This window comes from Haloprofundus salinisoli (genome assembly GCF_020097815.1).
GTDB classification, from domain to species: Archaea; Halobacteriota; Halobacteria; order Halobacteriales; family Haloferacaceae; genus Haloprofundus; species Haloprofundus salinisoli.
In genome coordinates this window covers 2,130,454-2,154,287 of sequence record NZ_CP083663.1, presented here as the reverse complement: position 1 = coordinate 2,154,287, position 23,834 = coordinate 2,130,454, and the positions used below count along the sequence as shown (strand labels likewise).

General features: G+C 65.8%; 29 protein-coding genes. 15 read left to right on the top strand and 14 right to left on the bottom strand.

What is annotated here, in order from left to right; genetic code table 11:
• Positions 1 to 99: 99 nt before the first annotated feature.
• Both LAQ73_RS11490 and msrB read left to right on the top strand, forming a co-directional pair.
• Complete coding sequence (locus LAQ73_RS11490) at positions 100 to 246, top strand: hypothetical protein (RefSeq protein WP_224268421.1); 147 nt, start codon at positions 100 to 102, stop codon at positions 244 to 246.
• 25 nt (positions 247 to 271) lie between these two features.
• Positions 272 to 676: a peptide-methionine (R)-S-oxide reductase MsrB gene (msrB, locus tag LAQ73_RS11485; protein ID WP_224268420.1), complete on the top strand. Its 405-nt coding sequence runs from the start codon at positions 272 to 274 to the stop codon at positions 674 to 676.
• 13 nt (positions 677 to 689) lie between these two features.
• Here msrB and LAQ73_RS11480 read toward each other — a convergent pair whose 3' ends face one another.
• The gene (locus LAQ73_RS11480) at positions 690 to 1,706 is read right to left on the bottom strand and encodes a glycoside hydrolase family 5 protein (RefSeq protein ID WP_224268419.1); all 1,017 of its coding nucleotides are present in this window, start codon (positions 1,704 to 1,706) and stop codon (positions 690 to 692) included.
• A 72-nt stretch (positions 1,707 to 1,778) separates the two neighbouring features.
• Here LAQ73_RS11480 and LAQ73_RS11475 point away from each other — a divergent pair, with 72 nt between their 5' ends.
• The 4 genes from LAQ73_RS11475 to LAQ73_RS11460 all read left to right on the top strand — a co-directional run bounded on the left by LAQ73_RS11475 (position 1,779) and on the right by LAQ73_RS11460 (position 5,210).
• Positions 1,779 to 2,918 carry an AI-2E family transporter gene (locus LAQ73_RS11475; RefSeq protein ID WP_224268418.1) on the top strand — a complete coding sequence of 380 codons (1,140 nt, stop codon included), beginning with the start codon at positions 1,779 to 1,781 and terminating at the stop codon, positions 2,916 to 2,918.
• Between the two features lie 201 nt (positions 2,919 to 3,119).
• Entirely contained in the window at positions 3,120 to 4,424 is a 1,305-nt protein-coding gene (locus tag LAQ73_RS11470; protein WP_224268417.1) for a cation:proton antiporter, read from the top strand.
• Positions 4,425 to 4,494: 70 nt separating this feature from the next.
• Positions 4,495 to 4,719, top strand: a complete 225-nt coding sequence (locus LAQ73_RS11465; protein WP_224268416.1) for a hypothetical protein — start codon at positions 4,495 to 4,497, stop codon at positions 4,717 to 4,719.
• Positions 4,720 to 4,754: 35 nt separating this feature from the next.
• Positions 4,755 to 5,210 (top strand): AAA family ATPase, encoded by a 456-nt coding sequence (locus tag LAQ73_RS11460; protein ID WP_224268415.1) that lies wholly within the window; start codon positions 4,755 to 4,757, stop codon positions 5,208 to 5,210.
• A gap of 28 nt (positions 5,211 to 5,238) precedes the next feature.
• Here LAQ73_RS11460 and LAQ73_RS11455 read toward each other — a convergent pair whose 3' ends face one another.
• The 5 genes from LAQ73_RS11455 to LAQ73_RS11435 all read right to left on the bottom strand — a co-directional run bounded on the left by LAQ73_RS11455 (position 5,239) and on the right by LAQ73_RS11435 (position 8,716).
• Positions 5,239 to 6,330 (bottom strand): family 43 glycosylhydrolase, encoded by a 1,092-nt coding sequence (locus tag LAQ73_RS11455; RefSeq protein WP_224268414.1) that lies wholly within the window; start codon positions 6,328 to 6,330, stop codon positions 5,239 to 5,241.
• A 96-nt stretch (positions 6,331 to 6,426) separates the two neighbouring features.
• Positions 6,427 to 7,089 carry a metallophosphoesterase family protein gene (locus tag LAQ73_RS11450; protein ID WP_224268413.1) on the bottom strand — a complete coding sequence of 221 codons (663 nt, stop codon included), beginning with the start codon at positions 7,087 to 7,089 and terminating at the stop codon, positions 6,427 to 6,429.
• 131 nt (positions 7,090 to 7,220) lie between these two features.
• Positions 7,221 to 7,472 (bottom strand): PRC-barrel domain containing protein, encoded by a 252-nt coding sequence (locus LAQ73_RS11445; RefSeq protein ID WP_224268412.1) that lies wholly within the window; start codon positions 7,470 to 7,472, stop codon positions 7,221 to 7,223.
• 85 nt (positions 7,473 to 7,557) lie between these two features.
• Entirely contained in the window at positions 7,558 to 8,262 is a 705-nt protein-coding gene (locus LAQ73_RS11440; RefSeq protein ID WP_224268411.1) for an ERCC4 domain-containing protein, read from the bottom strand.
• 106 nt (positions 8,263 to 8,368) lie between these two features.
• Positions 8,369 to 8,716, bottom strand: a complete 348-nt coding sequence (locus LAQ73_RS11435; protein ID WP_224268410.1) for a KTSC domain-containing protein — start codon at positions 8,714 to 8,716, stop codon at positions 8,369 to 8,371.
• A gap of 125 nt (positions 8,717 to 8,841) precedes the next feature.
• Here LAQ73_RS11435 and LAQ73_RS11430 point away from each other — a divergent pair, with 125 nt between their 5' ends.
• The 3 genes from LAQ73_RS11430 to LAQ73_RS11420 all read left to right on the top strand — a co-directional run bounded on the left by LAQ73_RS11430 (position 8,842) and on the right by LAQ73_RS11420 (position 10,964).
• Entirely contained in the window at positions 8,842 to 9,507 is a 666-nt protein-coding gene (locus LAQ73_RS11430; RefSeq protein ID WP_224268409.1) for a helix-turn-helix domain-containing protein, read from the top strand.
• A 260-nt stretch (positions 9,508 to 9,767) separates the two neighbouring features.
• The gene (locus LAQ73_RS17635) at positions 9,768 to 9,995 is read left to right on the top strand and encodes a HalOD1 output domain-containing protein (protein ID WP_255634793.1); all 228 of its coding nucleotides are present in this window, start codon (positions 9,768 to 9,770) and stop codon (positions 9,993 to 9,995) included.
• 192 nt (positions 9,996 to 10,187) lie between these two features.
• On the top strand, positions 10,188 to 10,964 hold the full coding sequence (locus LAQ73_RS11420) for an NAD(P)H-hydrate dehydratase (protein ID WP_224268407.1): 777 nt from the start codon (positions 10,188 to 10,190) through the stop codon (positions 10,962 to 10,964).
• Positions 10,965 to 11,047: 83 nt separating this feature from the next.
• On the opposite strand, the gene LAQ73_RS11415 is transcribed toward LAQ73_RS11420, so the two are convergent.
• Positions 11,048 to 11,776: a TMEM175 family protein gene (locus LAQ73_RS11415; RefSeq protein WP_224268406.1), complete on the bottom strand. Its 729-nt coding sequence runs from the start codon at positions 11,774 to 11,776 to the stop codon at positions 11,048 to 11,050.
• 18 nt (positions 11,777 to 11,794) lie between these two features.
• Here LAQ73_RS11415 and LAQ73_RS11410 point away from each other — a divergent pair, with 18 nt between their 5' ends.
• The 3 genes from LAQ73_RS11410 to LAQ73_RS11400 all read left to right on the top strand — a co-directional run bounded on the left by LAQ73_RS11410 (position 11,795) and on the right by LAQ73_RS11400 (position 13,744).
• Positions 11,795 to 12,118 (top strand): DMT family transporter, encoded by a 324-nt coding sequence (locus tag LAQ73_RS11410; RefSeq protein ID WP_224268405.1) that lies wholly within the window; start codon positions 11,795 to 11,797, stop codon positions 12,116 to 12,118.
• A 120-nt stretch (positions 12,119 to 12,238) separates the two neighbouring features.
• Positions 12,239 to 13,300: a right-handed parallel beta-helix repeat-containing protein gene (locus LAQ73_RS11405; protein ID WP_224268404.1), complete on the top strand. Its 1,062-nt coding sequence runs from the start codon at positions 12,239 to 12,241 to the stop codon at positions 13,298 to 13,300.
• A 51-nt stretch (positions 13,301 to 13,351) separates the two neighbouring features.
• Complete coding sequence (locus LAQ73_RS11400; RefSeq protein WP_224268403.1) at positions 13,352 to 13,744, top strand: pyridoxamine 5'-phosphate oxidase family protein; 393 nt, start codon at positions 13,352 to 13,354, stop codon at positions 13,742 to 13,744.
• 30 nt (positions 13,745 to 13,774) lie between these two features.
• Here LAQ73_RS11400 and LAQ73_RS11395 read toward each other — a convergent pair whose 3' ends face one another.
• Positions 13,775 to 14,974 (bottom strand): alpha/beta hydrolase family protein, encoded by a 1,200-nt coding sequence (locus LAQ73_RS11395; RefSeq protein ID WP_224268402.1) that lies wholly within the window; start codon positions 14,972 to 14,974, stop codon positions 13,775 to 13,777.
• A 310-nt stretch (positions 14,975 to 15,284) separates the two neighbouring features.
• Between LAQ73_RS11395 and LAQ73_RS11390 the strand changes: the two genes are divergently transcribed.
• The gene (locus LAQ73_RS11390) at positions 15,285 to 16,253 is read left to right on the top strand and encodes an ROK family protein (protein WP_224268401.1); all 969 of its coding nucleotides are present in this window, start codon (positions 15,285 to 15,287) and stop codon (positions 16,251 to 16,253) included.
• Positions 16,254 to 16,274: 21 nt separating this feature from the next.
• Here LAQ73_RS11390 and LAQ73_RS11385 read toward each other — a convergent pair whose 3' ends face one another.
• Complete coding sequence (locus tag LAQ73_RS11385) at positions 16,275 to 17,312, bottom strand: hypothetical protein (protein WP_224268400.1); 1,038 nt, start codon at positions 17,310 to 17,312, stop codon at positions 16,275 to 16,277.
• Between the two features lie 153 nt (positions 17,313 to 17,465).
• On the opposite strand from LAQ73_RS11385, the gene LAQ73_RS11380 reads away from it, so the two are divergent.
• Positions 17,466 to 19,121, top strand: a complete 1,656-nt coding sequence (locus LAQ73_RS11380) for a spermidine synthase (RefSeq protein WP_224268399.1) — start codon at positions 17,466 to 17,468, stop codon at positions 19,119 to 19,121.
• 34 nt (positions 19,122 to 19,155) lie between these two features.
• Here the strand turns inward: LAQ73_RS11380 and LAQ73_RS11375 are convergent, their stop codons facing one another.
• The 5 genes from LAQ73_RS11375 to LAQ73_RS11355 all read right to left on the bottom strand — a co-directional run bounded on the left by LAQ73_RS11375 (position 19,156) and on the right by LAQ73_RS11355 (position 22,739).
• A complete protein-coding gene (locus tag LAQ73_RS11375; protein WP_224268398.1) occupies positions 19,156 to 19,437 on the bottom strand; it encodes a DUF8113 family protein in 282 nt (93 codons plus the stop codon).
• A gap of 153 nt (positions 19,438 to 19,590) precedes the next feature.
• A complete protein-coding gene (locus tag LAQ73_RS11370; protein WP_224268397.1) occupies positions 19,591 to 19,785 on the bottom strand; it encodes a cold-shock protein in 195 nt (64 codons plus the stop codon).
• A 307-nt stretch (positions 19,786 to 20,092) separates the two neighbouring features.
• Positions 20,093 to 20,713 carry a hypothetical protein gene (locus LAQ73_RS11365; protein ID WP_224268396.1) on the bottom strand — a complete coding sequence of 207 codons (621 nt, stop codon included), beginning with the start codon at positions 20,711 to 20,713 and terminating at the stop codon, positions 20,093 to 20,095.
• A gap of 283 nt (positions 20,714 to 20,996) precedes the next feature.
• Positions 20,997 to 21,854 carry a fructosamine kinase family protein gene (locus LAQ73_RS11360; protein WP_224268395.1) on the bottom strand — a complete coding sequence of 286 codons (858 nt, stop codon included), beginning with the start codon at positions 21,852 to 21,854 and terminating at the stop codon, positions 20,997 to 20,999.
• Between the two features lie 123 nt (positions 21,855 to 21,977).
• Positions 21,978 to 22,739, bottom strand: coding sequence for a hypothetical protein (locus tag LAQ73_RS11355; protein WP_224268394.1), 762 nt, complete (start codon positions 22,737 to 22,739; stop codon positions 21,978 to 21,980).
• 109 nt (positions 22,740 to 22,848) lie between these two features.
• Between LAQ73_RS11355 and LAQ73_RS11350 the strand changes: the two genes are divergently transcribed.
• Entirely contained in the window at positions 22,849 to 23,805 is a 957-nt protein-coding gene (locus tag LAQ73_RS11350) for a nucleoside hydrolase (RefSeq protein ID WP_224268393.1), read from the top strand.
• The last annotated feature ends 29 nt before the right edge of the window (positions 23,806 to 23,834 follow it).

The following is a 23,834-nucleotide window of genomic DNA, read 5'->3' as shown; positions in this document are numbered from 1 at the left end:
CGCGCGGAAGACGAGGGAAGCGGCTCCGGGAGACGCGAGTACGACACACTCGTCCGTGACGACGTTCCCGAGAGAATCCGCGGGAGCGGTGAACGTCTCGTGACGTACGTCCACGCCGACGGACTGGAACGCCTGCGGCGCGAGAAACGCGAGGCGCGCGATGGGTTCGAGAACGGAACCGTGCTGGAGCGCGCCGGCGGCAATGGTGCCGAGACCGAGGCTGACGCCCGCGAACAGAACCCCTAACCGGCGTCGTCCCTTACTCCGAGCCATGAGCGAACAACAGTCCGACCTCCCGAAATCCGACGCCGAGTGGCGCGAGCGACTCACCGACGAGGAGTACCAGATCCTCCGCGAGAGCGGCACTGAACCGCGATTCAGCGGCGAACACGTCGACCGCGACGACGACGGCGTGTACAAATGCGCCGGCTGTGGCGAGGTGCTGTTCGACTCGGAGACGAAGTACGACTCGTCCTGCGGGTGGCCGAGTTTTTACGCCGCGGACGAGGAGAAGATCACGAAGTTGGAGGACAACAGCCACGGGATGCGCCGCATCGAGGTTCGGTGTGCGAACTGCGACGGCCACCTCGGCCACGTCTTCTCGGACGGCCCCCAGCCAACTGGAAAGCGGTTCTGCATCAACTCCGTCGCCCTCGACTTCGAGGAGAGCGACTGAGCGATTCGGCCGTTTAGTTTCCGCCGCCTACGTCGAATTCCTCCGGCGGTCGCTGGCGCTCGGTCCACTCGACCGACCGGTCGGCCGTCTCCCCCCGTGACTCCGTCCGTGCGGAGTCTGCGAGCGCGTTCGCGTCCGCGGCCGAGAACACCGCGCCGTCGGCGTGAAACAGCCCGTTGATACGACCCTTCTTCCGCTGCTTTCGCATGTACGCCGGTTTGAGCATCAACTGCCAGAAGAAGTCTCCGTCGAGCGCGCTCTCGCCGATTATCGGCGCGAGCGAGGCGTAGTTCGGGCGGAGGTTCGAGCGCGGACTCTGCCGGAGTCGCTGCCACTCGGTGAGCCAGACGGGCTTGCCGTGCGCTCGGGCGAACGTCACGGCGTCTCGAATCTCTCTGCGCGCCTGTTTCTCGGTCGGCGGCAGGTTCATGTGGAACTGGTAGACGTCGAGTTCCGGGTCCGAAAACTGCGTGTTGAGTCGGATGTCCTTACAGCCGACGGTGAGCGGAACGACGGGGGCCGCTTGGTTTGCGACCTGTAGCATCTCGCGGACGAAGTTCACTCGCGGTTCGTACTCGCCGGGTTCGTTCATGATTTCGAGCGCGAGCACGACGTCGGGGTCGATACAGCGGTTTGCGACCCAGCGAGTGAACTTTCGGGGACCGTCCCACCGCCACGGTCGTCGAATCGTCGCGCCCGAGGGGGATTTCAGCGCCGGCGCGTCCCCGGTCGGCCGTCGCCGAGCTTTCGTCGGTTGCTCGCCGATGCTCTCGAAGAGGACCGGAAGCACTCGGATGCCGCGGTTCTCCGCCTTGAGGAGGAAGTCGTCGAACGCGTCCGCGAAGGCGCGGCGGTTCTCCCGCCACCAGTGGTAGCTGAGGATGACGCGAACGGCGTTGAGGTTCAGCCGTTTCGCGTAGTCGAGGTCGTTCGCGGCGGCCTGTGGGTCGTAGGCGGCCCACGACTGGTAATGGTTGTGCGAGTGCGTCGGAAAGTAGATCGCGCCACGGACGGCCGTCAACGATACCATCGGGAGGTCGTTGGGGGCGAGAGGGTAAAATTTCACCCCCACCGGTTTCACGCTCGGCGTCGTACTCGGTGTATGTTCGCCGACACCGACACGTCACTCTCGCGGACCACCGCCGGGTGGTGGCTGCTCACGCTCGTACTCGCGGCGACGCTGGCGTTCGTCGCGTACTCGTTCGTCGGAACGCTCGTTCTCGGCCTGTTCGCGTACTACGGGACGCGTCCGCTGTATCGGCGCGTTCGGGCGGTGACGCCGTCGGACGGCCTCGCGGCCATCTCGACGCTGCTGCTCACGCTGCTGCCCCTGTTTCTCGTCGTCGTCGTCGTCGCCGTCGTCGGACTCAACGAACTCAGTTCGGTCGCTGGCGGGCAGATGCAAGCGCTGCTGGGGGCGTTGCCGGGGAGTCAGAATCCGGAGCAGTTGCAGTCGATTCTCGACCAGCCGAGCCAGGTCGTCGACGCCGCCCGCGGCGGACAGGTGCAGGGGATGCTCACCGCGGGTGTCGGCGTACTGGGCGCGATTGCGAACGGGTTGTTGCATCTCTCGCTCTCCTTCGCCATCGGCTACTTTCTGCTCCGCGACGGCGACCGGGTCGCCGACTGGTTCCGCTCGGACGTCGCCGAACCCGGAACGGCGGCGTACGGCTACGTGACCGCCGTCGACAAGGATTTGGAGACGCTGTACTTCGGCAACATCCTGCTCATCTTCGTCGTCGCGGTGCTGGCGACAGCCGTCTACCACGCCTACAACCTCGTCGCGCCGGATCCCGTCACGGTTCCGCTCGCCGCGCTTCTCGCGCTCCTGACCGGGCTGGCGACGCTCGTTCCCATCGTCGTCGGCAAACTCGTCTACATCCCGCTCGTACTGATGCTTCTCGCCCGGGCGTTTCAGGCCTCCGGCAGTCTCGTCGTCTACCCGCTCGGCCTCCTCGTGGTCTGCTTTCTGCTCCTCGACATCCTCCCGCAGACGGTTCTGCGGCCGTACATCTCCGGACGGAAGATTCACACCGGTCTCGTGATGTTCTCGTACATCATGGGGACGCTGCTGTTCGGGTGGTACGGACTGTTCCTCGGGCCGCTCGTGCTGGTGCTGTCGTTGCAGTTGATTCGAATCGCCTTCGCCGAACTGCTCCACGGGGAGTCGGTGTCTCCCGAGACGACGATGGAATCACTCGGGTCGAGTCCGGAGACCGGAGGGGAGGCGAGCGGAGAGTGACTCGGGGAGACGTGAGCCGAGAGCGAGCACGGGAGATACGTGCCGAGAACGCCGGTGACGCAGCCCGTCCGAACGCCGCCGGAACATCGACGGGCCGTAGTCGGCGGGGGAGTCGCAGGTACACTCGCGGCTCGGTCGCGTCGTGTTAGAATTTCGTCAGGCCGGACCAGCTATTTCGACTTGGCTCCGGTACGTCCCCGTATGGCCGTCGAACCCTACGTCGTCGCACTCACCGTCCTCGGTGTTGCGCTGCTCGGTGTCGCCGTTCTGCCCAGAATCATCTCCGAGCAACCGATCTCGTTGCCGATATTCTACGTCGTCTTAGGTGCGGTCGTGTTCTCGCTTCCGGTCGGGTTGCCCACGCCGGACCCGCTGGAGTACGGCAGCGTCGCGGAGAAACTCGCCGAACTCGGCGTCATCATCGCGCTGATGAGCGCCGGCCTGAAACTCGACCGCGCCCCGACGCTCGGCGGCTGGTCATCGACGTGGCGACTGCTCGCCGTCACGATGCCGCTGTCCATCGCGGCCGCCGCGTTGCTCGGGTGGGGCGTCGTCGGCCTCGCTATCCCGACGGCCGCGCTGCTCGGGGCGGTCATCGCGCCGACGGACCCCGTGCTCGCGTCGGAGATACAGGTCGAACCGCCCGGCGAGGGCGACGAGGCCGAGATGGCGGAAGGACAACCGGGGAAAGCCGACGAGGTTCGGTTCGCGCTCACCTCCGAGGCGGGCCTCAACGACAGCCTCGCGTTCCCCTTCACCTACCTCGCCATCGCCCTCGCCGCGAAGGGTCTCGCACCCGAGAACTGGGTCGCAGATTGGTTCGCCGTCGACGTCGCCTACCGAATCGTCGTGGGGCTGGTCTGCGGCGTGGTCATCGGTTATCTGCTCGCGACGCTCGTCTTCCGCGTCACCGCCGAGACGCGACTCGCCCAGAGCGTCGAGGGACTCGAAGCGCTCGCCGGGACGTTCATCGCCTACGGAGCGACGGAGTTGGTCGGCGGATACGGATTCCTCGCCGTCTTCGTTGCGGCGCTGGTGCTCAGAGGAGTCGAGCGCCGCCACGACTACAACGAGACGCTCCACAGCGTCGCCGAGAAGGGCGAACAGTCGCTGATGACGATCATGATGGTGCTGTTCGGCGGCGCGCTCGTCACGGGACTGCTCGACCCACTCACGCTCGTCGACGTAGCCGTCGCGCTGGCTATCGTCTTCCTCGTCCGCCCGCTGGCCGGCGTCGTCGGACTCCTCGGCTTCGACCGCGACTGGCGTGAGCGTGCCGTCATCGCGTTCTTCGGCATCCGCGGCATCGGGTCGTTCTACTACCTCGCGTACGCGATGGAAAGCGCCACGTTCCCCGGCGAGCCGAGGCTGTGGGCGCTCGTCGGCTGTATCGTGCTCATCTCCGTGGCCGTCCACGGCGTGACGGCGACGCCGGCCGTCGACTGGGTGTCGGACCGCATCGCGGCCCGCAACCGCAGTTCGCACGCCGAAGAGGGACCCGTCTGAGGGGTCGCGAGTACCCAGTTCGAGCCGTTCAGCCCCGTCGCTTACGTGGCTGGAAGCCGTATCCTGTCGTATGACGAACGAGAACACGAGCGGCGGAAAGAAAGACGGAAGCACGCTCGACCGACTCAACCTGCTGTCGCTGCTCACGCAGGCAGGAATGGCGTGGAAGCGCGGCGACAAAAAGCGCGCGGGGTTGCTCCTGGGTGCCGCCACCATCGCGCGGAAGAGCCGGAAGCTCTCGTACGCGATACAGGGAGCGCTGACGCTCGATAGCCTCCGCAAACGAATGAAGTAGCGACGGAGCGAGAGAGTCGAGCACCGGAGTTCGGAGTGATTCTCATCGTCTGCGGACCGCCGGGGGCGGGTAAGACGACCGTCTCGGCGCGGGCCGCCGAGCGACTGGCTGCGGTGGGTACGCCGTTCGAGGTGCTGCACTCGGACGACTTCTCGCGGCGGACGTACGAGCGACTGTACGACCGCGTCGCCGAGCGGCCCGACGACGATTGGCTGCTCGACGGTACCTTCTACCGCCGTGAGTGGCAGGAGCGGTTTCTGCGGCTTCCGGACGTCCATCTCGTTCACGTGACCGCATCGCTGGAGACGTGTCTGGAGCGCAACCGCGCCCGCGAGAACGGCATCGACGAACGGGGGGTCTACGTCGTCCACGGCGAGTTCGACGACCCCGGAGCGCGCGCAGACCTGGCGCTCGATACCGACGAACTCGGCATCGACGAAGCGGTCGACGCGCTCGCCAGTGCGGTTCGACGGTGGCGAGACGACAAGTGAAGGCAGGTGACGACTGACCCGCCCGCGGTCACCGGTCGACAGTCGGTGCCGGTGCGACGCGACTCGGCGTCTCCGTCGGGACGGTCGGCCACCCGCCGTTCCACGCCAGTTGGTCGAGCATCAGCACCCGTCGCGGCACTTCGCCCGACCACGCCCACGGGTTCGACCGCTTGTAGGCGTGGTAAACGAGCCACCAGTCGCCGCTGTCGTCGACGACGACGGCGTTGTGGCCGGGTGCGGCGAACGTGTCGTCGCCGCGGAGAATCGTCGTTCCCGGCGCGTCGAGCAGCCGATTTCCAGCCCGATTACGATACGGCCCCCGTAGTGAGTCCGCGCGGCCGACGACGAGATGGTACGTGCTCGCGAGCCCGTCGCAACACGTTCCGCGCGAGCCGAACAGGTAGTACCGGCCGTTCCGCCGGACGACGTACGCCGCCTCGACCCCGTCGCCCGTGATTTGGAAGGGATCGCCCGCGACCGACAGTCCGTTCGGTGTCAGGCGGACGCCGTAGATACCCCGGTGGCTCCCGAAGAGGAGGTACGGCGTCCCGTCCTCGACGTACGGACACGGGTCGATGGTGTTCGGGAGACCGACGCCGTCGCTCTGCAGCACTCTCCCGCGGTCCTCGAACGGACCGCCGGGCGTCTCTGCGACGGCGGCACCGATGGCGGGGTTGTCGTCGCCGAAGCGCGTGAGCGAGTAGTAGAGAACGTACCGTCCGCCGATTCGCCGCACGTCCGGCGCCCAGAGTCCGAGCTCTCGGGAGCCTCGCCACGCCGGAATGCGCCGGAGCGCCTCGCCGACGTACGTCCAGCGGACGAGGTTCTCGGAGCGAAGAATCGGAATCAGTCGCCGCGGACGAGCGCTTCCCCAGTCGTTGTACGTCCCGTAGGCGTAGAAGCCGCCGTCGTCGCCGCGGACGACCGCCGGGTCGGCGAAAACGCGGTCGTGGACGGGGTTTCGGTACGTCGGCTGCGCGCCGTCGACGGTGTCTGCGGTAGCGCTGCCGACGATGGCGTCGGCGTCGACGCCGTCGGTCCCGGCGCGGCGACCCGGAACCGCTATCTGCGCGGCGGCGAGCGCCGCAGCGCCCTTCCGAAGCAGTGTCCGTCGAAACACGTGTCGGCGGACGACCCGAGACGGCAAAGTCGCTCGGCGAACGTCGCGTTCGACGGACAGTCACTACGAGCGAAATTCGTCCTCTCGCTCGGTCCGCTACGCGTCCGAGCCGAGGGTCTCGTACGCCGTGAGCGCCAGCGTCTCGGGGTCGAGCGAATAGTACCGTCGCCACGCGGGTGCGAGGCTGACGACCCGCGTGTCGCCGAGCGACTCCTCGGCGTGGCGGTGGTAGTGGCCGACGAGACAGAGCTCCGGCGAGAGCGCTCGCAGCACCTCGTCGACGGGGTCGCAGCCGGCGTCGCGGCCACCGATTTTGAGGAGGCCGTGCGGCGCTTGGTGGCAGAGCAGGACGTCCGCGTCGCCGAGCGCTTTCGCGCGCGCTACGTCCTCTCGGACGAAGTGGCGGCGGCGCTCGCCGCGCAGTTCGGCCCGCGGTTTCGCGTACTGCGTCGGCGCGTACGTCCCTGAGAGGCCGACGACGCGCAGGCCATCGAGTTCGACCGCGGTACTCGCCAGTAGGTGCGGCCGCGACGCGGTGAGCGAGGCGTCGCCGCGACGGATCGATTCGACGACGTCGAACGCCTCGTTGTTCCCGACGACGAACCAGGTCGGAACCGGGAGGTCGTAGTGGTGCAAGTCGCCGAGTTGCAGCGCCGTTCCGGCGTCTACGTCGGGATTTTCCTGGGCCGCACGGTACGCGGCTAACAGCGCGCGGCGGTTCGCCGCGTCGTCGGCGTGGGCGTCTCCGAGAACGAGCATCAGGGGTGAACTCTCTAGCGGCGGTCAAACGGGCGGTTCGTCGAGTCGCGTTTCGGGGCTTGCGCGTCGTCTTCCGACCCGAAGGGTGTGACGAGCGCGAGACCCGTTTCCGAGGGCCTAGTGACCGGTCTCTACTCGCCGCCGTAGTCGGCGCGCAGGCGTATCACCTCTTCGGTCACTCGGTCGATAGCGTCGTGTCGGAGCGAGTACGTCTCCGACTCCGAGGGTCCCCACCCCAGTCGTTGCTTCAGCTCGTCGTCGAGGTCGCGGTCGGGGTCGACGTGGGCGGTTCCGTCCTCCACGTCGGCCACGAAGCCGACGTGCTCTCCCGATCCGTCGAGAAGCGGTTTCCCCTCGTCGTCGTCGGTCAGGTCTGTCGACATGGCGTGGGAGGGACCGACGGTCAGTCCCGTATAGGTAGGGTTCGCCGGCGGTGTTCACCGGAGTCGAGTGGCGCGCTGGGTACGGCTACTCGCGGCTTCGAAACGCCTCGTGGATGGCTCGCGCCCGCACCTCGCCGACACCCTCGATTCGCTGGAGGTCCGAGACGGTCGCCGAGAGAACCGATTCGACCGTTGGGTAGGCGTCGTACAGCGCCGCCGCCGTCTCGGTGCCGACCCCGGCGATACAGCCGTACATCCGCTTCGTCACCGGTTCGTTCAGATTCGCCACCGCGCCGGCGCGGAGCGGCCGAGTCGACGGCGATTCGAGGTGCTTGCGCCCGATTCGAACCGCGACGTCGACGAGGAGTCGCTGCGTCCCGCACGGAATCACGGGCGTCGCGTCGCGGGCGGTGATGGAGGCCATCGACCCGCGAACCGCGCTGGCGCGGTCGCCGAGCGCGTCCACGTCGGTGAGGTTCCCCTCGAGCAGGACGTACGAGTGCGGGTAGGCCGCGTTCATGTGCTCGACTTGGTCACCCAGCGTAGTTCCGGAGCGCCGAAACACCGAGCTGGCGTAGTCGCGCACCGTCTTTCGCTCGAACGCCACGAGGACCGCCGCGTCGGAGTCGAGCGACCCGTCGGCGCGGACCGGCGTCTCGCGGGCGTCGCCGACGACGATGTCGCCCGAGGCGAGTCGTGAGACGTTCACTGCCGCGACGTCCTCGTGTGCACGGACTGCCGAGACGAGCGTCGACGGCTCCCTGTCGTCGACCGAAATCGACACCTGCATTCGCCGATAGCTACGGCCGCCACCGCCACGAATGTTCCGTCCGCTGCGAACCGCCTGCCGCCGAGCGCCGACCGAGTTGGTGAGACGGCCGCCGACCCCGAACCGCCTACAGAATCCGTCGGTAGTCGTGCTCGCCGCGAACGTTTTCGTGGAAGTATCGTCCGCGAGAGGACGCGTGGAGGAGTTCTTCGTACGTCTCCTCGGCGACGCCCTCGTACTCGTAGACGCCGCCGCTGTGGAACTCGAGTTCGAGCGTTTCCTCGTCTTCGTCGTAACCGACGCTCCGAAGACTGCTGGAACTGACCGGCAACCGGGTCCGCACGACGTGTTCGAGGCTCTCGTACGGGACGTACCCGACCTGCCGGTCGTCGCCGTCGTACAGCATCACCCCGTGGTCGTGTTCGCGTACCTCGGCGCACTCTACTTCGCGTCCGTCCTTCGTCACCGCTTTCATACGTTGGACGCCAGCGCCGAGACCCGTCAAACGTCGCCCTGACCGCCGGTTTAGTCTCCGCCAGAGAGCGTCAGAAAACAGAGAGAACAGATAGTGGTATCTACTCGGGGGTTCACCCCACGAGTATGAGTGTCAACGTCACGTTCACCGTCCCGACGCAGGCCTGCGCGTTGGGTCGATCGATCGGCGACGACCCGCAGACACGTATCGAAATCGACAGAATCGTTCCCACGGGTGACACGGTGATGCCCTTCTTCTGGCTGCTCGACGGCGAGTTGGACGCCTTCGTATCGGCGGCGCGGCGCGAACCGGCCATCGACCGCATCAGCATCATCGACCGAGTGGACAACGGGGCACTCCTCAGCGCGCGGTGGAACCACGGGGCCGCCGGGACGCTCCGCGGTATCGTACGGAACGACGGAACGCTTCTCGAGGCACGAGCCACCCCCGTCGAGTGGCACTTTTCGGTCCGGTTCGCCGGCGGCGACAGGGCGACGGCGTTCACGCAGTTCTGCCGCGAGAACGACGTCCCCATCTCGCTCACGCGCGTCTCTCCGTCCGCCGACCGGCGGAACGATCCGCTCGGCGGCATGACGCCCGAGCAGCGCGAAACGATAGCCGTCGCGTACCGCGCCGGTTACTTCGACGAACCCCGCCGAACCACACTTGACGAACTCGCCTCGAATTTCGATATTTCGCCGCGCGCCGTCGCCGGACGCCTTCGACGCGGCCAAGCCAAGCTCATCGAAGCTACGGGACTCGCCGACATCATTCAGCCGAAACGCGCGTAATCGGTGATTCGAGGCTTCTATCGGCCTTCCGTATAAACGTCTTCACCGGTGAATGGCCGAACACAACCGGACTCGTCACTAACTACCGAACGACGATGACGCCAACCGACGACGATTTCAGTCGTACGCGGTCCTCCGGGGGAGACGACGGGAGCGACGGTCCGTCGAACGGTCCCCTCGGCGAGTCCGACTACAGCACAGCCGTGAACGACGACCCGCCGACGACCGCCGTCAGGTATAGCGTAAACGACGACCAGCCAGTGAGCGAAGCGGTCGTATTTGCCATCGCCCAAGCCGAGGGGTGTTCGCCGCACGAACTCGACGAACCGATGTACAACTGGATAGATCTGGATGCGCTCGACGCCGTGTTCAGACTGCCGAGGGAGGAGGTCGCCGACGACCGACTGCTTTCGTTCCGCGCCTACGGCAGAGAAGTCACCATCGTCGACACTCGGGACGTGTACGTCTCACATCCGCTCGAGAGCTGAATCCCGAATCACTCATCCGCAGCATCGGCGTCATCTGCGGCGACGGCAACGACGGTAGCAGCGACAGCGGCAGGAGAGCGACGGCAACGGCGACCGTAGCATCGAACCCCAAAGCGAACCCGTCGAAGCGAACACCCACGAACATGACTCTGCAGGCCCACTGCCTTTACGGCGTCTCGTCGTTCCGTCGGTATGGACGAACTCTTGCAGCGACTGACCGAGGGCTCGGGAGCCGACAAGGGAGAAAACGGGAGAGTCGGCGTCATCGCCGGGAGTATCGACTTCACGAATCAGCCCGCACTCGTCGGCGAGGCGGCGCTGCGGACCGGGTCTGACGTCGTCCGGGCGCTCACCCCCGAAGAGATATTCCCCATCGTCGCCGGGCACTCGAAGAACCTGCTCGTCAGTCGGTACGCCAGCGACCGTTTCTCGGAGATGTCGCTGGACGCCGCGCAGACGCTGGCCGACTGGAGCGACGCGCTCGTCATCGGACCGGGATTGTACGACCCGGACCCCGAGACGGTACAGCGACTCGTCTCCGACGCGGACGTCCCCGTCGTCGTCGACGCCGACGCCATCCGCCCGGCGACCGATGCGGACCTCGACGGGACGATTTTCACCCCCGACACCGACGAGACCGACCGCATCGAGGACCAGTACGGTTCGCTCGACGAGTTCGCGACGGAGACGAGCGCGACGGTCGTACTGACCGGCGAGACGGACGAGGTGTTCGCCGAGGGCGTCCACTGGACGAACGAGACGGGGACGCCCGCGATGACCGTCGCCGGAACCGGCGACGTGCTCTGCGGTATCGTCGGGTCGCTTCTCGGACGGGGGTTCGACCGCGTCGAGGCGGCGAAACTGGGAACCTGGCTCGTCGGCCAGGCGGGCGAGCTCGCCGACGAGGAGTACGGAGACGGCTTGCTCGCGACCGACATCATCGAACGGATTCCGGCCGCGATGAACTGACGAGACGAGCGCAAACGCGGGGGAGACAGTCCGCGCGTCGGAGACGTCCTCGACGCGGCCGAGTGCGGCGAATCAGCGAGGCCTCAGTAGCCGGAGAGGTCGAACCACCGCGTCCACAGCGACTGGAGGGGGCCGATGAGAAACGGCGTGGCGTAGGCGAAGGTGACGTCGACGGCGGCGACGCCGATGGAGAGTATGAACACGGTCGGCGCGATAAGCGTACGGAGGACGACGAATCTGGCCGCGCGGGGGCGGAGTTCGGGTTCGAGCAGGTCGCGCGAAGCCGTGTACCACCACAGAACCGTCGTGAGCAGGCCGATTACGGCCAGGTTGAGCGCGTAGAGCGTCCATGCAACTACCCCGCCGTAGGTGCCGAGCAGTTCCGTGGGAAACGGGAGAAACGAGACGAAGAGCAGGTAGACGAAGTTCAGGTAGAGGAGGCGTCGGTCGTAGTCGACGACGTGGCGAAAGAGGTCGTGGTGGACGAGCCAGTAGAGGCTGACGCTGAAGAAACTCAGGAGGTAGCTGAAGACGAGCGAGCGCATCTCCCACAGAGTCGCCAACACCTCCGCCTCGCTCCGCCCGCGAGGGGCGGCCGGTACCTCGAACTGGAGGACGAGCAGCGTGAGGACAATGGCGAACAGACCGTCGCTCAGTGCGTCGATTCGACCTCTCGCGTCGGGTGCGTCGTGTCGGGCCATCGCTGAGAGCGTCCACCGCGAGCGGCAAGCCACTACCGTCGAAGTGGTCGGGTCGACGACCGAAGCGTCGAGCGCGAGCGCCGGGACGCGAACACCAGCGTCTTGTGCCACACGGTCCGAGAGAGAGCCATGTCGTGGTTACTCCTCCTCGTCGCGGGCGCGTTCGAGATGGTGTGGGCGCTCGGACTGAAGTACACCGACGGGTTCACGAACTTCTGGCCGAGCGTCGGCACCCTCGCGGCGATGGCGGTGAGCGTCTACCTGCTCTCGCTGGCCGTCGAGGACCTCCCCGTCGGCACGGCGTACGCCGTCTGGACCGGCATCGGCGCGGCCGGCACCGCCATCGCGGGCATCTACCTGTTCGACGAACCGTTCACCGCCGCGCGCGTCGGCTTCGTCGGGCTCATCGTCCTCGGCGTCGTCGGCCTGCAGGCGACCGGTGCGGGCCACTGACGACAGATTCGGCCACCGGTGACGGGGTCGGTATCGACGACAGAACGGCTCGCCGACGGCGGGCAAACGCTCTTTTTCCCCCTCGTGGACCAGAGCGTATGAACGGGGGTCGCGGCTGAAATGACGGGCATCAAACTCGCTCTCGTCGTCGCCGCCGTCTGCCTCTCACAGGCGTGTCTCGGCGTCGGCCCGACGCAGGTCGACGCGGGAGCCACGCCCGTCGGCGACTGTACCGAACTCGACGAACCGGGACGGTACGAACTGACACAGGACCTCACGACCGACGCCGGACAGTGTCTCGTCGTCAGTGCGAACGACGTCGTCGTCGACGGCGGCGGTCACGCGGTGCGCGGCGAGGGCCGGTTCGGTACCGCGGGCGTCGTCGTCGGATCCTGGGAGCGACAGACGAGAAACGTCACCGTACGTAATCTCACCGTTGCGAACTGGGACGACTCGGTGCGCGCGACTCGGGTCTCGAACCTGCGCGTCGACGGAGTCGTGACGCGGGAGAGTCGGGTCGGCCTCGCGCTCCGAGCGGTCAATCAGAGCGTCGTCGCGTCCGCGACGGCGACGCGAAACAGCGTCTACGGCGTCTCGCTGTCGGACCGAAGTCGCTCGAACCGCCTGCGAAACGTCACCGCGACCGAGAACGCGCTGTTCGGCGTCCACCTCGTCGGCGACGCGACGAACACGACGCTCACGGGCGTGCTGGCGGCCCGAAACGACCACGGTATTGCGCTCGTCGGGAGTCGAAACACCACGGTTCGGGACAGTCGCGCCGTCTCGAACCGCGTCGCCGGTGTCTGGAGTTCCGCCGCGCGCGGGACGCGCGTGACGAACACGACGCTGACGAACCGACTGTACGGCGTCGCGTTGGCCGACGGAACCACCGAGACGACGCTCGACGGTAACACCGTCGTCGGCAACGCCGTCGGCGTTCGACTCCGCGACAGCGACGGTAACCGGGTTCTGGACAACGACGTCCGAGACAACCGCGACGGCGTCCTCCTCATCGAGAGCAACGGCGCGCTCGTCGCGCGCAACGACCTGCGGAACAACGGGCGCGCCGTCACGCTTCTGTCGTCCGACGACGGCCGCGTTGTGGAGAGCTCGCTGGCCGGCAACGAACGAGGAGTCGCCGTTCGACGCGGAAGTCGAAACGTCACGGTCGCGGCCAACTGAGCCCGGCACGCGATGGAGGACTGTTTTCCCGTCGGCACACCTATCTCCGGTATGAGCGAGACGGTTCCGCCGGCAGTCGAGGAGCGAATCACCGCGAAGCCGATGATGGCGCACTTTGCGACCTGCGTCGACGGACGGCCGCACGTCGCACCCGTCTGGTACCACTACGACGACGGGACGCTCGAACTCCTGACGACGGGGAAGAAACTCGAAAACGTCCGGCGAAATCCGCGCGTCGCCGTCTCGGTACAGGAAGACGACGCCGGCGAGGCGAAGTGGCGCGTCACGCTGCTCGGAACGGCGACGGTAGTCGACGACGACGAGGAGACCGCCGCCGCCGCGCGTCGTGTCAATCCGAAGTACGGCGCGGAACCGGACGCGTGGCCCGAGAACAGCCTCGTCCGCGTCGACGTCGGGACGGCGACGTACGAGTCGTACGAGTGAGACGACGTCGGCGACCCGAACACGCGAGAGTCACTCGGTATCGAGCGTCTCGTCAAGCCAATCGTACAGTTCGCCGTGCGCCAAAGAGAGGTTCCCGACCTGACAGTGCTCGCCCGCGCCTTCCTCGGTCGTGAACACCCGAGTCGTCGTCGGTCCGGCGACGGCGTCGGCGAACTCGCAGACGAGCGAGAGCGGTATCAGGTGGTCGTCCTCACCCGCGAGCGCGAGCGTCGGACAGGTGATTCGGTCGGCCACATCGCGTAGCGAGTACTCCCGGAGTGTCCGCCGGAGGTTCGCGGCGTCGGTGCCGAACACCCACCGGGAGTTCTCCATCCGCCAGCGCGACCCGGCGTCGAAACGCGCTCCGAGCGCGGCGAGGGCGTTTACGGCGACGGCGGGTGCCCGGTCGACGAGCGCGGCGAGCCGTTCTTGGCCGTCCGCCGCCGCCGCCCAGAGGTCGAAACAGTGGTCGAACGCGACTACCGCGGCGATCCGGTCGTCGAACGCCGCCGCCCGCGGCGCGTAGTACCCACCCATGCTCGCGCCGACGACGCCGATTCGGTCGGCGGCGACGCGCGGGTCGTCGACGAGCGCGTCGAGCACCGGGCCGAGGACGTTCTCCCAGTCGGGTCGTGCCTTCAGCGATTCGAGACGGAGCGGCGCGCCCTGCCCCGGTCCGTCGAAGGTGAAACAGGCGTACCCGCGTTCGAGCGCCGCCGGGACGCCGCAGAGAGAGTACAGTTCCTCGGCGAGCGAGTCGAACCCGCCGAGACAGACGACGGTCGGCCGTTCGGCCTCGTCCGTCGAATCCGCCGGCGTGAAGAGGTAGCCCGGCAGTGTCGTCTCTTCGTACGGCACTTCGACCTGTTCGACAGATGCGTCGAGATAGCGGAGGGCGCGTCGGAACGTCTTCCGGCTGCGTTCGTACGTCGGAACGCGCCGGGCGTCGTCGCCGTCCAGAAAGAACTCGGCCGTCCGATAGTAGTTGTGCGCTCGCAAAAACGCGTCTCGGGCCGTCTCGTCGCGGTCCTGCGCATCGGCGTACTCACCGACGACGGCGACCCGGTCTGCGGTCCGTCGCCACTCGGAGTACCACGCCTCGAAGTCGCCGTCGTCGATGCGCTCGACGGTCGCCAGACACTCGCCGGGCTCGGCCCCTCGGTACGTCGCGTACGCCATCGTGCGGAGTGTCTGGTAGTCGAACGTCGGGTCCGAGAAGTGAACGCGCATGAGATTCCTACCCGGCAACGGGTGATAACAGTTCATGCTGGGCAGAACACTCGTCAGAGCGGTAACGTGCGTGCGATTAACCGATGTCCGGACGTAACGGTGCTGACCCCCGATGAAGTGTACGTAACACGCGGTGACATTTCCCATATATTTCATTCTGCGATACTAAATTCAGCTGTGACCTTCCAGAGCCGACCGCACCGTACACACTCGGCGAGGACGGAGCGAACCCATCTCCGACCGGAGAAACCACTGCCTTCCCGTCGATAAGTTGCGCATACTGAAACGGGCGTAGGTTGCAGTCGAAGCAGTGAGTTCAGCGACCAACGCCGTCGTCGTCGACATCGGGAGCACCCGTCTGCGATACGGCAGGGGAACCGAGAGAGGTCCCGTAGCGGTTCGCGCGGAACCGACCCGCGCCGACGCGCTGGCCGAGCAGTTGCTAAACGCCGTCGAGGATGTCCGCGCTCGGTCGCCGGGACCGATTCAGGGAGTGTCGGTCTCGACGACGGGACTGGTCGACGCCGAGCGCGGCGTCATCGCCGAGTTCGACGCCGACGACGGTACGAGACGGTACGATATTCCGCTGGCCGAGGCCGTGGAGGACGCGTTCGGCCTGCCGACGACTATCCAGAACGACTGCACCGCCGCCGCGTTGGGCGAGTACCGCTTTGGCGAGGGCCGCGGTTACGACTCCGTCGCACACGTCACCTTCGGAACCGGCATCGGCGCGGGCGTCGTCGAAGACGGTCAGCCGATCCGCGGCGAGCGCGGCTACGCCGCCGAAGTCGGGCTGTTCTCCATTCTCGCCGACGGTGAGTTGTCGAGCACGGGCGTCCGCGGCGCGTGGGAAGCGTACTGCTCGGGGCGCGGGATTCCGAACTTCGCTCGGCAACTGCTCGCCGAAACCGAGCAGGCGTCGCCGTTGCGCGAACTCGACGAGATAACCGCACCCGACGTGTTCGCCGCCGACGACGACGACGACGACGTGGCCCGGACGCTGCTCGACCGAATCGCCCGCTACAACGCTGCGGGAATCGGCACGCTCGTCAACGCGTACGACCCGGGCGTGGTGACGCTCGGCGGGTCGGTTGCGCTCGAAAACGCCGAGTGGATGCTCACGGGGATCCGCCGACACCTCGACGACTACGTGCTCGCCGCCGACCCTCCGTCGGTGAGACTCACTACCCTCGGCGAGGATATCGAACTGTACGGTGCGGCTGCGGGGTTGCTCGGCTCGACTCCCGAGCAATCGTCGGTCGAACAGGCCGGCGACTGAATCCGATTACGGCGTTTCGAGTCACTTCTCCGTCTCGTCGAGCGCACGGCGATACTCCTCGTACAGGTCGTCGTCGAGCAGTTCCCGCAGCGCTCCCTCGTCCGCTCCGTCGGGTCCTCCTGTCAGCCCGTACGCGAGGCCGAGCCCGCCGCCCAGAAGCGCGCCGGTCCGGGCACTTCCGAGGCCGAGTTCCTCGTCTGTCGCGCGACCCGCCCCCAGTTCGGCCCCGCGGGCGACGAGGTCCGCGTCGACGCCGGCGAGCCAGTGGGCGTACTCCTCGGGCGTCACCGTCTCGGCGAGATACGTCGACGCGCCGAGGAGGCTTCCGAGCGCGGCACCGTTGAGATTCGTCCGATGCGCGTTCGCCGCCGCCATCCCGCGGGAGCGACGAGCCATCTCCAAGGGGTCGACGTCGTCGAAGACGGTGTTCTCGTGACTACTCGCGTACGCGCCGACCGCGCCACCACTCAACACCGCACCCGAGAGCAGGACGGCCGTCGAGTAGCCGGCGGCGATCGCGGGGTTTGCGAGCGTCACGCCCGTCGCCAACCCCCACAGCGCCGCCTGTTTCGGGTCGGCGTTCCGAGCGGTGTACTTCAGCTCTGCCACCCCCGATCGGGCGCGCCCTCGGACGCGAGCGAGCGGTCGACCGTTCGGTTCGGCGCGCCGCGCTGGGAGAGGTACCTCGTCGTCGGGGTCGACCGTCTCCTCGGTCGTCTCCGTGGTCGCGGCGTCGTCTCGGTCGAGCGACGGCGTCGAGGACCCGATGGTGCCGAGTCCACTCGCGACCCGGTCTCGAAGGCCGCCGACGGTCGACTGGAGGCGGTCGACCGCGCCGCCGTCGGCGAGCTCGGTCGTCACCGGGACGACCTCCTCGTCGTCGCCGAGTTCGGAGATGCCGGGTCGCTCCCCTCGCTGGATGGAGAGTTCGACGAGCCGACCCCGGAGGTCGGCGACGTCGGTCGACTGTTTTATCGCGTCGTCGACCGCCTTGCGGCGGTCTTCGGAGAGCCCGCCGAGCAGCGTCGAAATCGTCTCCAGTGGCGTGGTGTCGGTCATCGTGGTGTGTACAGTCTCGCGGGAGGTAAGCGCGAGGGTCGCACGAACCCGGGCGACCGCGTTCGACTGCCTACGACCTACGGCCTTCGGCCCTTGACCACCCGAAAGCCGACTCGTCAAACAGTTATGGCGACGCGCCCCTTTCGCTGTGTCATGAGCACGTCTCGCTCCTTCGACGCCCTCCGACTCTCGAAGCCGGAACTGGCGGTGTTCGTCTCCGGGGTCGCCAGTATGGGGCTGGAGATCCTCGCCGGACGCATGATCGCGCCGCAGTTCGGCAGCAGTATCTACACGTGGGGCGGCATTATCGGCGTCTTTCTCGCCGCGCTCAGCTACGGCTACTACCGCGGCGGCAAACTCGCGGCCCGGCGGGCGACGAACGACCGCATGGCGCGGGTGTTCCTCCTGACGGCGGCGTACGTCGCCGGTCTCATCTTCCTCGGTGACCTGCTGTTGCGGGCGACATCCGGCTTTCCGCTACCGAGCCGATTCGCCTCGCTGCCGGCTATCACGTTGCTTTTCGGCCCGCCGACGTACTTCCTCGGCTACATCAGTCCCTATGCGGCCGAACTCTCCACGAAAGAGGGTCTGGGCGAAGCCTCGGGCCACGTCTACGCGCTCGGAACCATCGGGAGCATCGTCGGCGCGTTTGCGACGACGTACCTTCTCATCCCCTCGCTCGGCGTCGAACAGATTGCGTTCGTCTTCGGCCTCCTGTCGGTGGTGACCGCGTTCGTTCTCGCTCGCCCTGGTATCGCCCGTGACCAGACGGTAGCCAGCGTGCTCGTCGTCGCGGTCCTCGTCGCCGCGGTCGGAAGCGGGGCGGCCGGGCTCTCCGTCGAAGGTCGTGTCGTCTACGAGACGCAGACGCCGTATCAGGAACTGCAGGTCGTCGACCTCGGCGACACGCGGACGCTGTACCTCGACGGCCAGCGACACAGCGCGATGGATAAGAGCGACCCCGACCGCCACGTCTTCGACTACACCCGCTACTTCCACCTCCCGCTCCTGATGACCGACGACGTCGACCGCGTGCTGTTCATCGGCGGCGGCGGCTTCACGGGGCCGAAGCGGTTCGCCGAAGACTACGACGTCACCGTCGACGTCGCCGAGATCGACCCCGTGGTCATCGATACGGCCGAGCAGTACTTCCGAGTCGAGGAGTCCGAGAACCTGAATATCTACAACACCGGTGGACGACAGTTCCTCCAGGAGACGAACCAGACGTACGACCTCATCGTCCTCGACGCCTACCAGAAGGACAAGGTGCCGTTCGAGCTGACCACCGAGGAGTTCATGCGACTCGCCGACAGTCGGCTCTCGGAGGACGGTATCCTGTTCGCCAACGTCATCTCCGCACCCACCGGTCCGGCGTCGAGGTTCTACCGCGCGGAGTACAAAACGATGTCACAGGTGTTCCCGCAACTGTACAGTTTCCCGACGGCAGGCGGCGGGGTCGTACAGAACATCGAGGTCGTCGCCACGAAGAACGAGTCGGTGGTCACCGAAGAACAACTGCTCGCGCGGAACGACCGCCGAGACATCGGTATCGACCTCGACCACGAGATTCGTAACTACCAGCGGACGACCGAGACCGACGACGTGCCCGTGTTGCGCGACGACCGCGCGCCCGTCGACAGCCTGCTGGACCCGATGGTCGGCCAGCGGTACGTGATTCAGCAGTCGAACGGGTCGGGACCCTCGAACGCGACGGGGTCTCTGGTCGCGCCGGGTGACTCGGGACCGTACGCGGTCGGCGCTCAGACCACACCGACACCACCGGTCGCCGCCCCGGTTCGAGAGCGGTAGGTCGGTGCCGAAACGCAGCGGTGGCTTCGACTTCTCAGCGAAGGTTCATCTGTCTCGCCGTCTCGGCGGCGTGTTCCGTGATCTGGTCGATGCTCGCGTCCGACTGTTCGGCGAGGACGCGCGTCAGCATCCCGAGCTGCTGGCTGGCCATCTCCTGTAGTCGCTCCTCGTCGACGTCGTTGGCGAAGTAGAACTCGTTGTCACCGCTGTCGCCGACGAGACCGACGTAAAGCGAGACGGCGTCGGTCCCGCTCACGGCGTCGGCGGCTCGTTGTTTCACACGCTCGAACTCCGGTTCGTCGCTCGCGTCACTCATGGTCTTCGTTGGCGTCGCTCGCCCAAAAGACTCCGTACTGAGGGTCGGGATGCGCCGAAGCACGCCGACTCCGGCGGAGCAGTCGCTCTCGAAGAGTAGCGTCGGAAGAAATGAACTCACGTCGTACCGTCTCTCGACGGTGTGAGAACTTCGTTAGTTGCGGACGACGTTCGTCGCGCGCGGGCCCTTCGGGGCCTGTTCGATGTCGAATTCGATCTCGGTACCTTCCGTCAGATCCTCGCCGCCGACGTCTTCCATGTGGAAGAACACGTCATCGTCAGAGTCGTCCGTCGAAATGAAACCGTAGCCGCCAGTGTCGTTGAAGAAATCAACCTTACCGTTTGCCATTGCAACTAAACCCAACCGATGCGTAGGGATAAGGGTTGTCATTCGTATCTAAATATCCAAATTTGGATTACGAATATCCAACACCGGTATATTTTCGTAATCAATCGGCTATAAATGTGGATAGCGACCGATATGGTGTCCGGTTCGGCACAACGAGCGACAGGTTCCGTCGTATCCCCGATTCTCGCTTCGAAATCCATCGACAGGCGACACGAGCGGTTCATGCTGGCATATTCACGGCGAAGCCCCGTTCGGAGACGAGGCGCAGATGGCCGCTCTGTCACGCCGTCAGGGGTGAGCCGTCGGATTAGCTATCCGACGAACTGCCGGACGAGCTACCGAACGAACTGCTATCTCCGTCCACCTTTTCGCTAGCTTCTTCGGTCTTTTCGGCGGCTTTCTCGCCTGCCTTTTCGGTCTTATCGGCAGCTTGTTCGCTAGCTTCTTCGGTCTTTTCGGCGGCTTTCTCGCCTGCCTTTTCGGTCTTATCGGCAGCTTGTTCGCTAGCCTTCTGGGTCTTTTCGGCGGCTTTCTCGCCTGCCTTTTCGGTCTTATCGGCAGCTTGTTCGCTAGCCTTCTGGGTCTTTTCGGCGGCCTTCTCGCCCATCTTCTGGACCTGTTCGCCGGTCCTCTGCGACTCCTTCTCGACGCGTTCGGCCGCCGTCTCGCCGCTTTTCTTGATGGTCTCGGCGGTCCGCTTGGACATCTTCTCGGTCCGATCGGCGGTCTTACTCATCATGCTCTTGAGATCCTTCGTCGCGTTCTTGGACCTCGCCATCCAGTAGCCGACCGCGAGGGCGCCGCCGATGAGCAGCATCCTCGGGATCGTCGCGAAACCTTTCGACTCGTCCGCCGGTCTGATTTCGACTGTCTTGTTATTTGAGTCTTTGATGACATCTACCACTGCTTGCTGAATCTCCTCGTCCATGCTGGTCTCCGAAGAGCCGGATGAACTTCTGAGCGTTGGGCGTTTCATGTATGCTTGTAAACTAGAGGGAGGCCACATCGAAAAATGTTGTTGACGAGATAAAACCGTTGCGTGCCCCTAGGCGTGGGGAGGGGAGACGAAGGAGAACAGACACACGAATCGAAGGCCTCGGCACTCATAGGGTTCGTCACCGTCGGGTGCCACCCCGACTCGGAACGGTGCCGTCGTCATCGGCCGTCCGAGACTACCCAACGGCGATAGAAGTCAGTTCCCTTCCATCCACTCAGTATCCCACTCGCTCAAGCGTTTCGTCCAACTCCGCCGGATACTCCCCGCCGAACAGGTGGACGTGGACCAACAGCGGATACAGCCGGTAGACGAACCGTCGGCGCTCGAAGAATCCCGATTCGATGCCGCGAGACTCCCGATACCGAGTGAAAAACGGCTCGTCGAAGGTGTCGGTCCAATCGACGTAGGCCAACTCGACCTCCGGGTGCGCGTAGTAGCACGCCGGGTCGAGGAACGCTCGAATCTCGTCGTCGCGGGCGAGGAGGTTCGTCGCCCACACGTCGCCGTGGATCAGCGAGGGTGCGTCCGGTTCCGTCAGCAACGAGTCGAGGTCGGTGGCGACGGCGTCGACGCGCCGGTGCAACGCCGCCGAGAGCGTCTCGCCTTCGACGGCGAGATCGGCGACGTACCGAAGCCGATGTTCGCCGAAGAACTCGGGCCACGAGTCGGTCCACGGGTTCGGTTGGCGAACCGGGCCGGTGAGCGTGTCGCGCGGAAAGCCGAATGCGTCGGCGTTCACGTCGTGGAGGCGGCAGAGGTGCTCGGCGGCGTCGCGTTCGGCCGTCGCCGAAAACGTCGACTCGCCGTCGACGTGCGAGAGAACGAGCAGTTCGGGGTCGGCGTACAAGACGGCGGGAACCGGGAGGTCGCTCTCGTCGGCGAGATAGCGGAGCATGAACGCCTCTACCTCCAGTGGCGTGTCGCCAACTTTCGCAACTACCGTTCGGCCGTCGTCGATCCCGACACGGTACACCGAGCCGATCATCCCGCCGTCGAGTTCGGTCACCTCGGTGATGGCGCTGGTGTCGACGTTGAGGGCAGCGGCGACGCGTGCGGAGTGGTCTCCGAGCATCTCTCACAGTTGACTCCTTGCGAGTCCGCTTAAACGGTGGCATCGCGGGCATCTTCGGCACTGGAATCGAGAACCGGTGTGTGACCGCCTCTCGGCGCATTGCTCTCACCCCTCTGCAGTCGCTTACCCCCCGAAGAGTCCGCGAATCCGTGTCATCAGACCGCCGTCGTCTTCCACTTCGCTCGGGTCGTTGAACGACTGCGTTTCGCCCGTCTCGGCGTCCACGACGGTCACGCCGTCGATGGCATCGTCTTCGTCGGAGTCGACAGGTCCGTACGTCTCGCCGTAAACGTACTTGTCGTCGTCCGCGGGGTCGTCCCGAAGGAGCGCGAGCCCTTCCTCAGTAGGGGCGACGCCGGTAGGACCTTCTAAGTCGTCGATGAAGGCGTCGATGTCGCCTACGACGGTGAATGCGTGCGGGTGTGGCGTAATCTGATTCGTCGGTGACTGTGCCGAGTACGACCGGAAGCGGAACCGATGAACCATCGCCAGCACGTACATCACGTCGTTCCCACCGAATCCTTCGATACCCTCGAACCGGACTCCCGCGACTTCACCCTCGCCACCCGCGTCGCTGTCGACGACGAAGGTCACGTCTGTCGCCGTCTCGGTTCGGCTATCGAACTCTGCGACGGCGACACGTTCGAACCGGTCCGCCGTCTCATGGACGAGGTTCTCCGGCTCACCCATCACCGTGATGTACAGGTACCGGTCGACCCACGCGTAATCCGCGCCAGCGGTCCCGGAGTCGGTTTCGATTTCAGCGAAGACGGAGTAACGGTTCTGGGGAAACGCGACGGGATGATTCGTCTCGAACCACTCCATCAGCGCCTCACGGTCGGCAACGGATTCGCACTCGAAATTGTAGACGCTCCACGACGGCATACAAGACACGATACACATATCAGTAATAAAGTCTATCATAAAGACGGCAGGATTCATCGGGGTCTCAGCGGGCAAGACTGTTAAGCACGTACCGCGTGACGTGGGAGCCATGGCACGCAGACTCATCGTCGACACGGACACCGCAGGTGACGACACGCAGGCCATCCTCATGGCCGCGCTGGCCGACTCTATCGAACTGGAGGCGCTCACTATCGTCGCCGGAAACGTCGAGTTCGACTACGAAGTCGAGAACGCCAAACACACCCTCGACCTTGCGGACGCCGCCGACGAGGTGCCGGTGTACGAGGGGTCGCGCCGGCCGCTCGTCAAGGAGTTCGAACACGTCGACCACGTCCACGGTGATGGGGGACTGGGCGGCGAGCTCTACCCGGACACCGGAATTCCCTCCGCCGACGGCCACGCCGTCGACAAGATCGTCGAGACGGCGCGCGAGTCGCCCGGCGAGGTGAGCCTCGCCTGTATCGGCCCGCTGACGAACGTCGCGCTGGCGGTCCGCCGCGAACCCGAGTTGAACGACCTGCTCGACGAGGTGTGGGTGATGGGCGGCGCGGTGAACACGCTCGGCAACGACACGCCCTCCGCGGAGTTCAACTTCTGGGTCGACCCCGACGCGGCGAAGATCGTGATGCACGAACTCGACGTGAATCTCGTCGACTGGGGACTGACGATTCGACAGGGGTCGTTCGAGGCCGACGAACTGGAAGCGTTCGAGGCGGCCGACACCCCCTACGCCGATTTCTTCACGACGATCACGCGCCACGCCCGCGAGTTCTCGAAGGAACGTCTCGGCGTCGACGCGACGACCCAACCGGACTCGCTGGCGCTCGCCTGCTTTCTGAATCCGGACCTCGTGACCGAGGCGGAGACGCACTTCGTCGACGTCGACGAGCGGGAGGGGATGACCCGCGGCTACAGCCTCGTCGACGAACTCGGCATCACCGACGGCGAACCGCGGACGCGAGTCGTCGAAACCATCGACGAAGCGGGGTTCAAGCGGATGTTCTCAGATATGCTCTTACACGGGAATCCGGAGCGGTCGCTGTAGTCGGCGAACCGGTGAAAACGGCAGAAAAC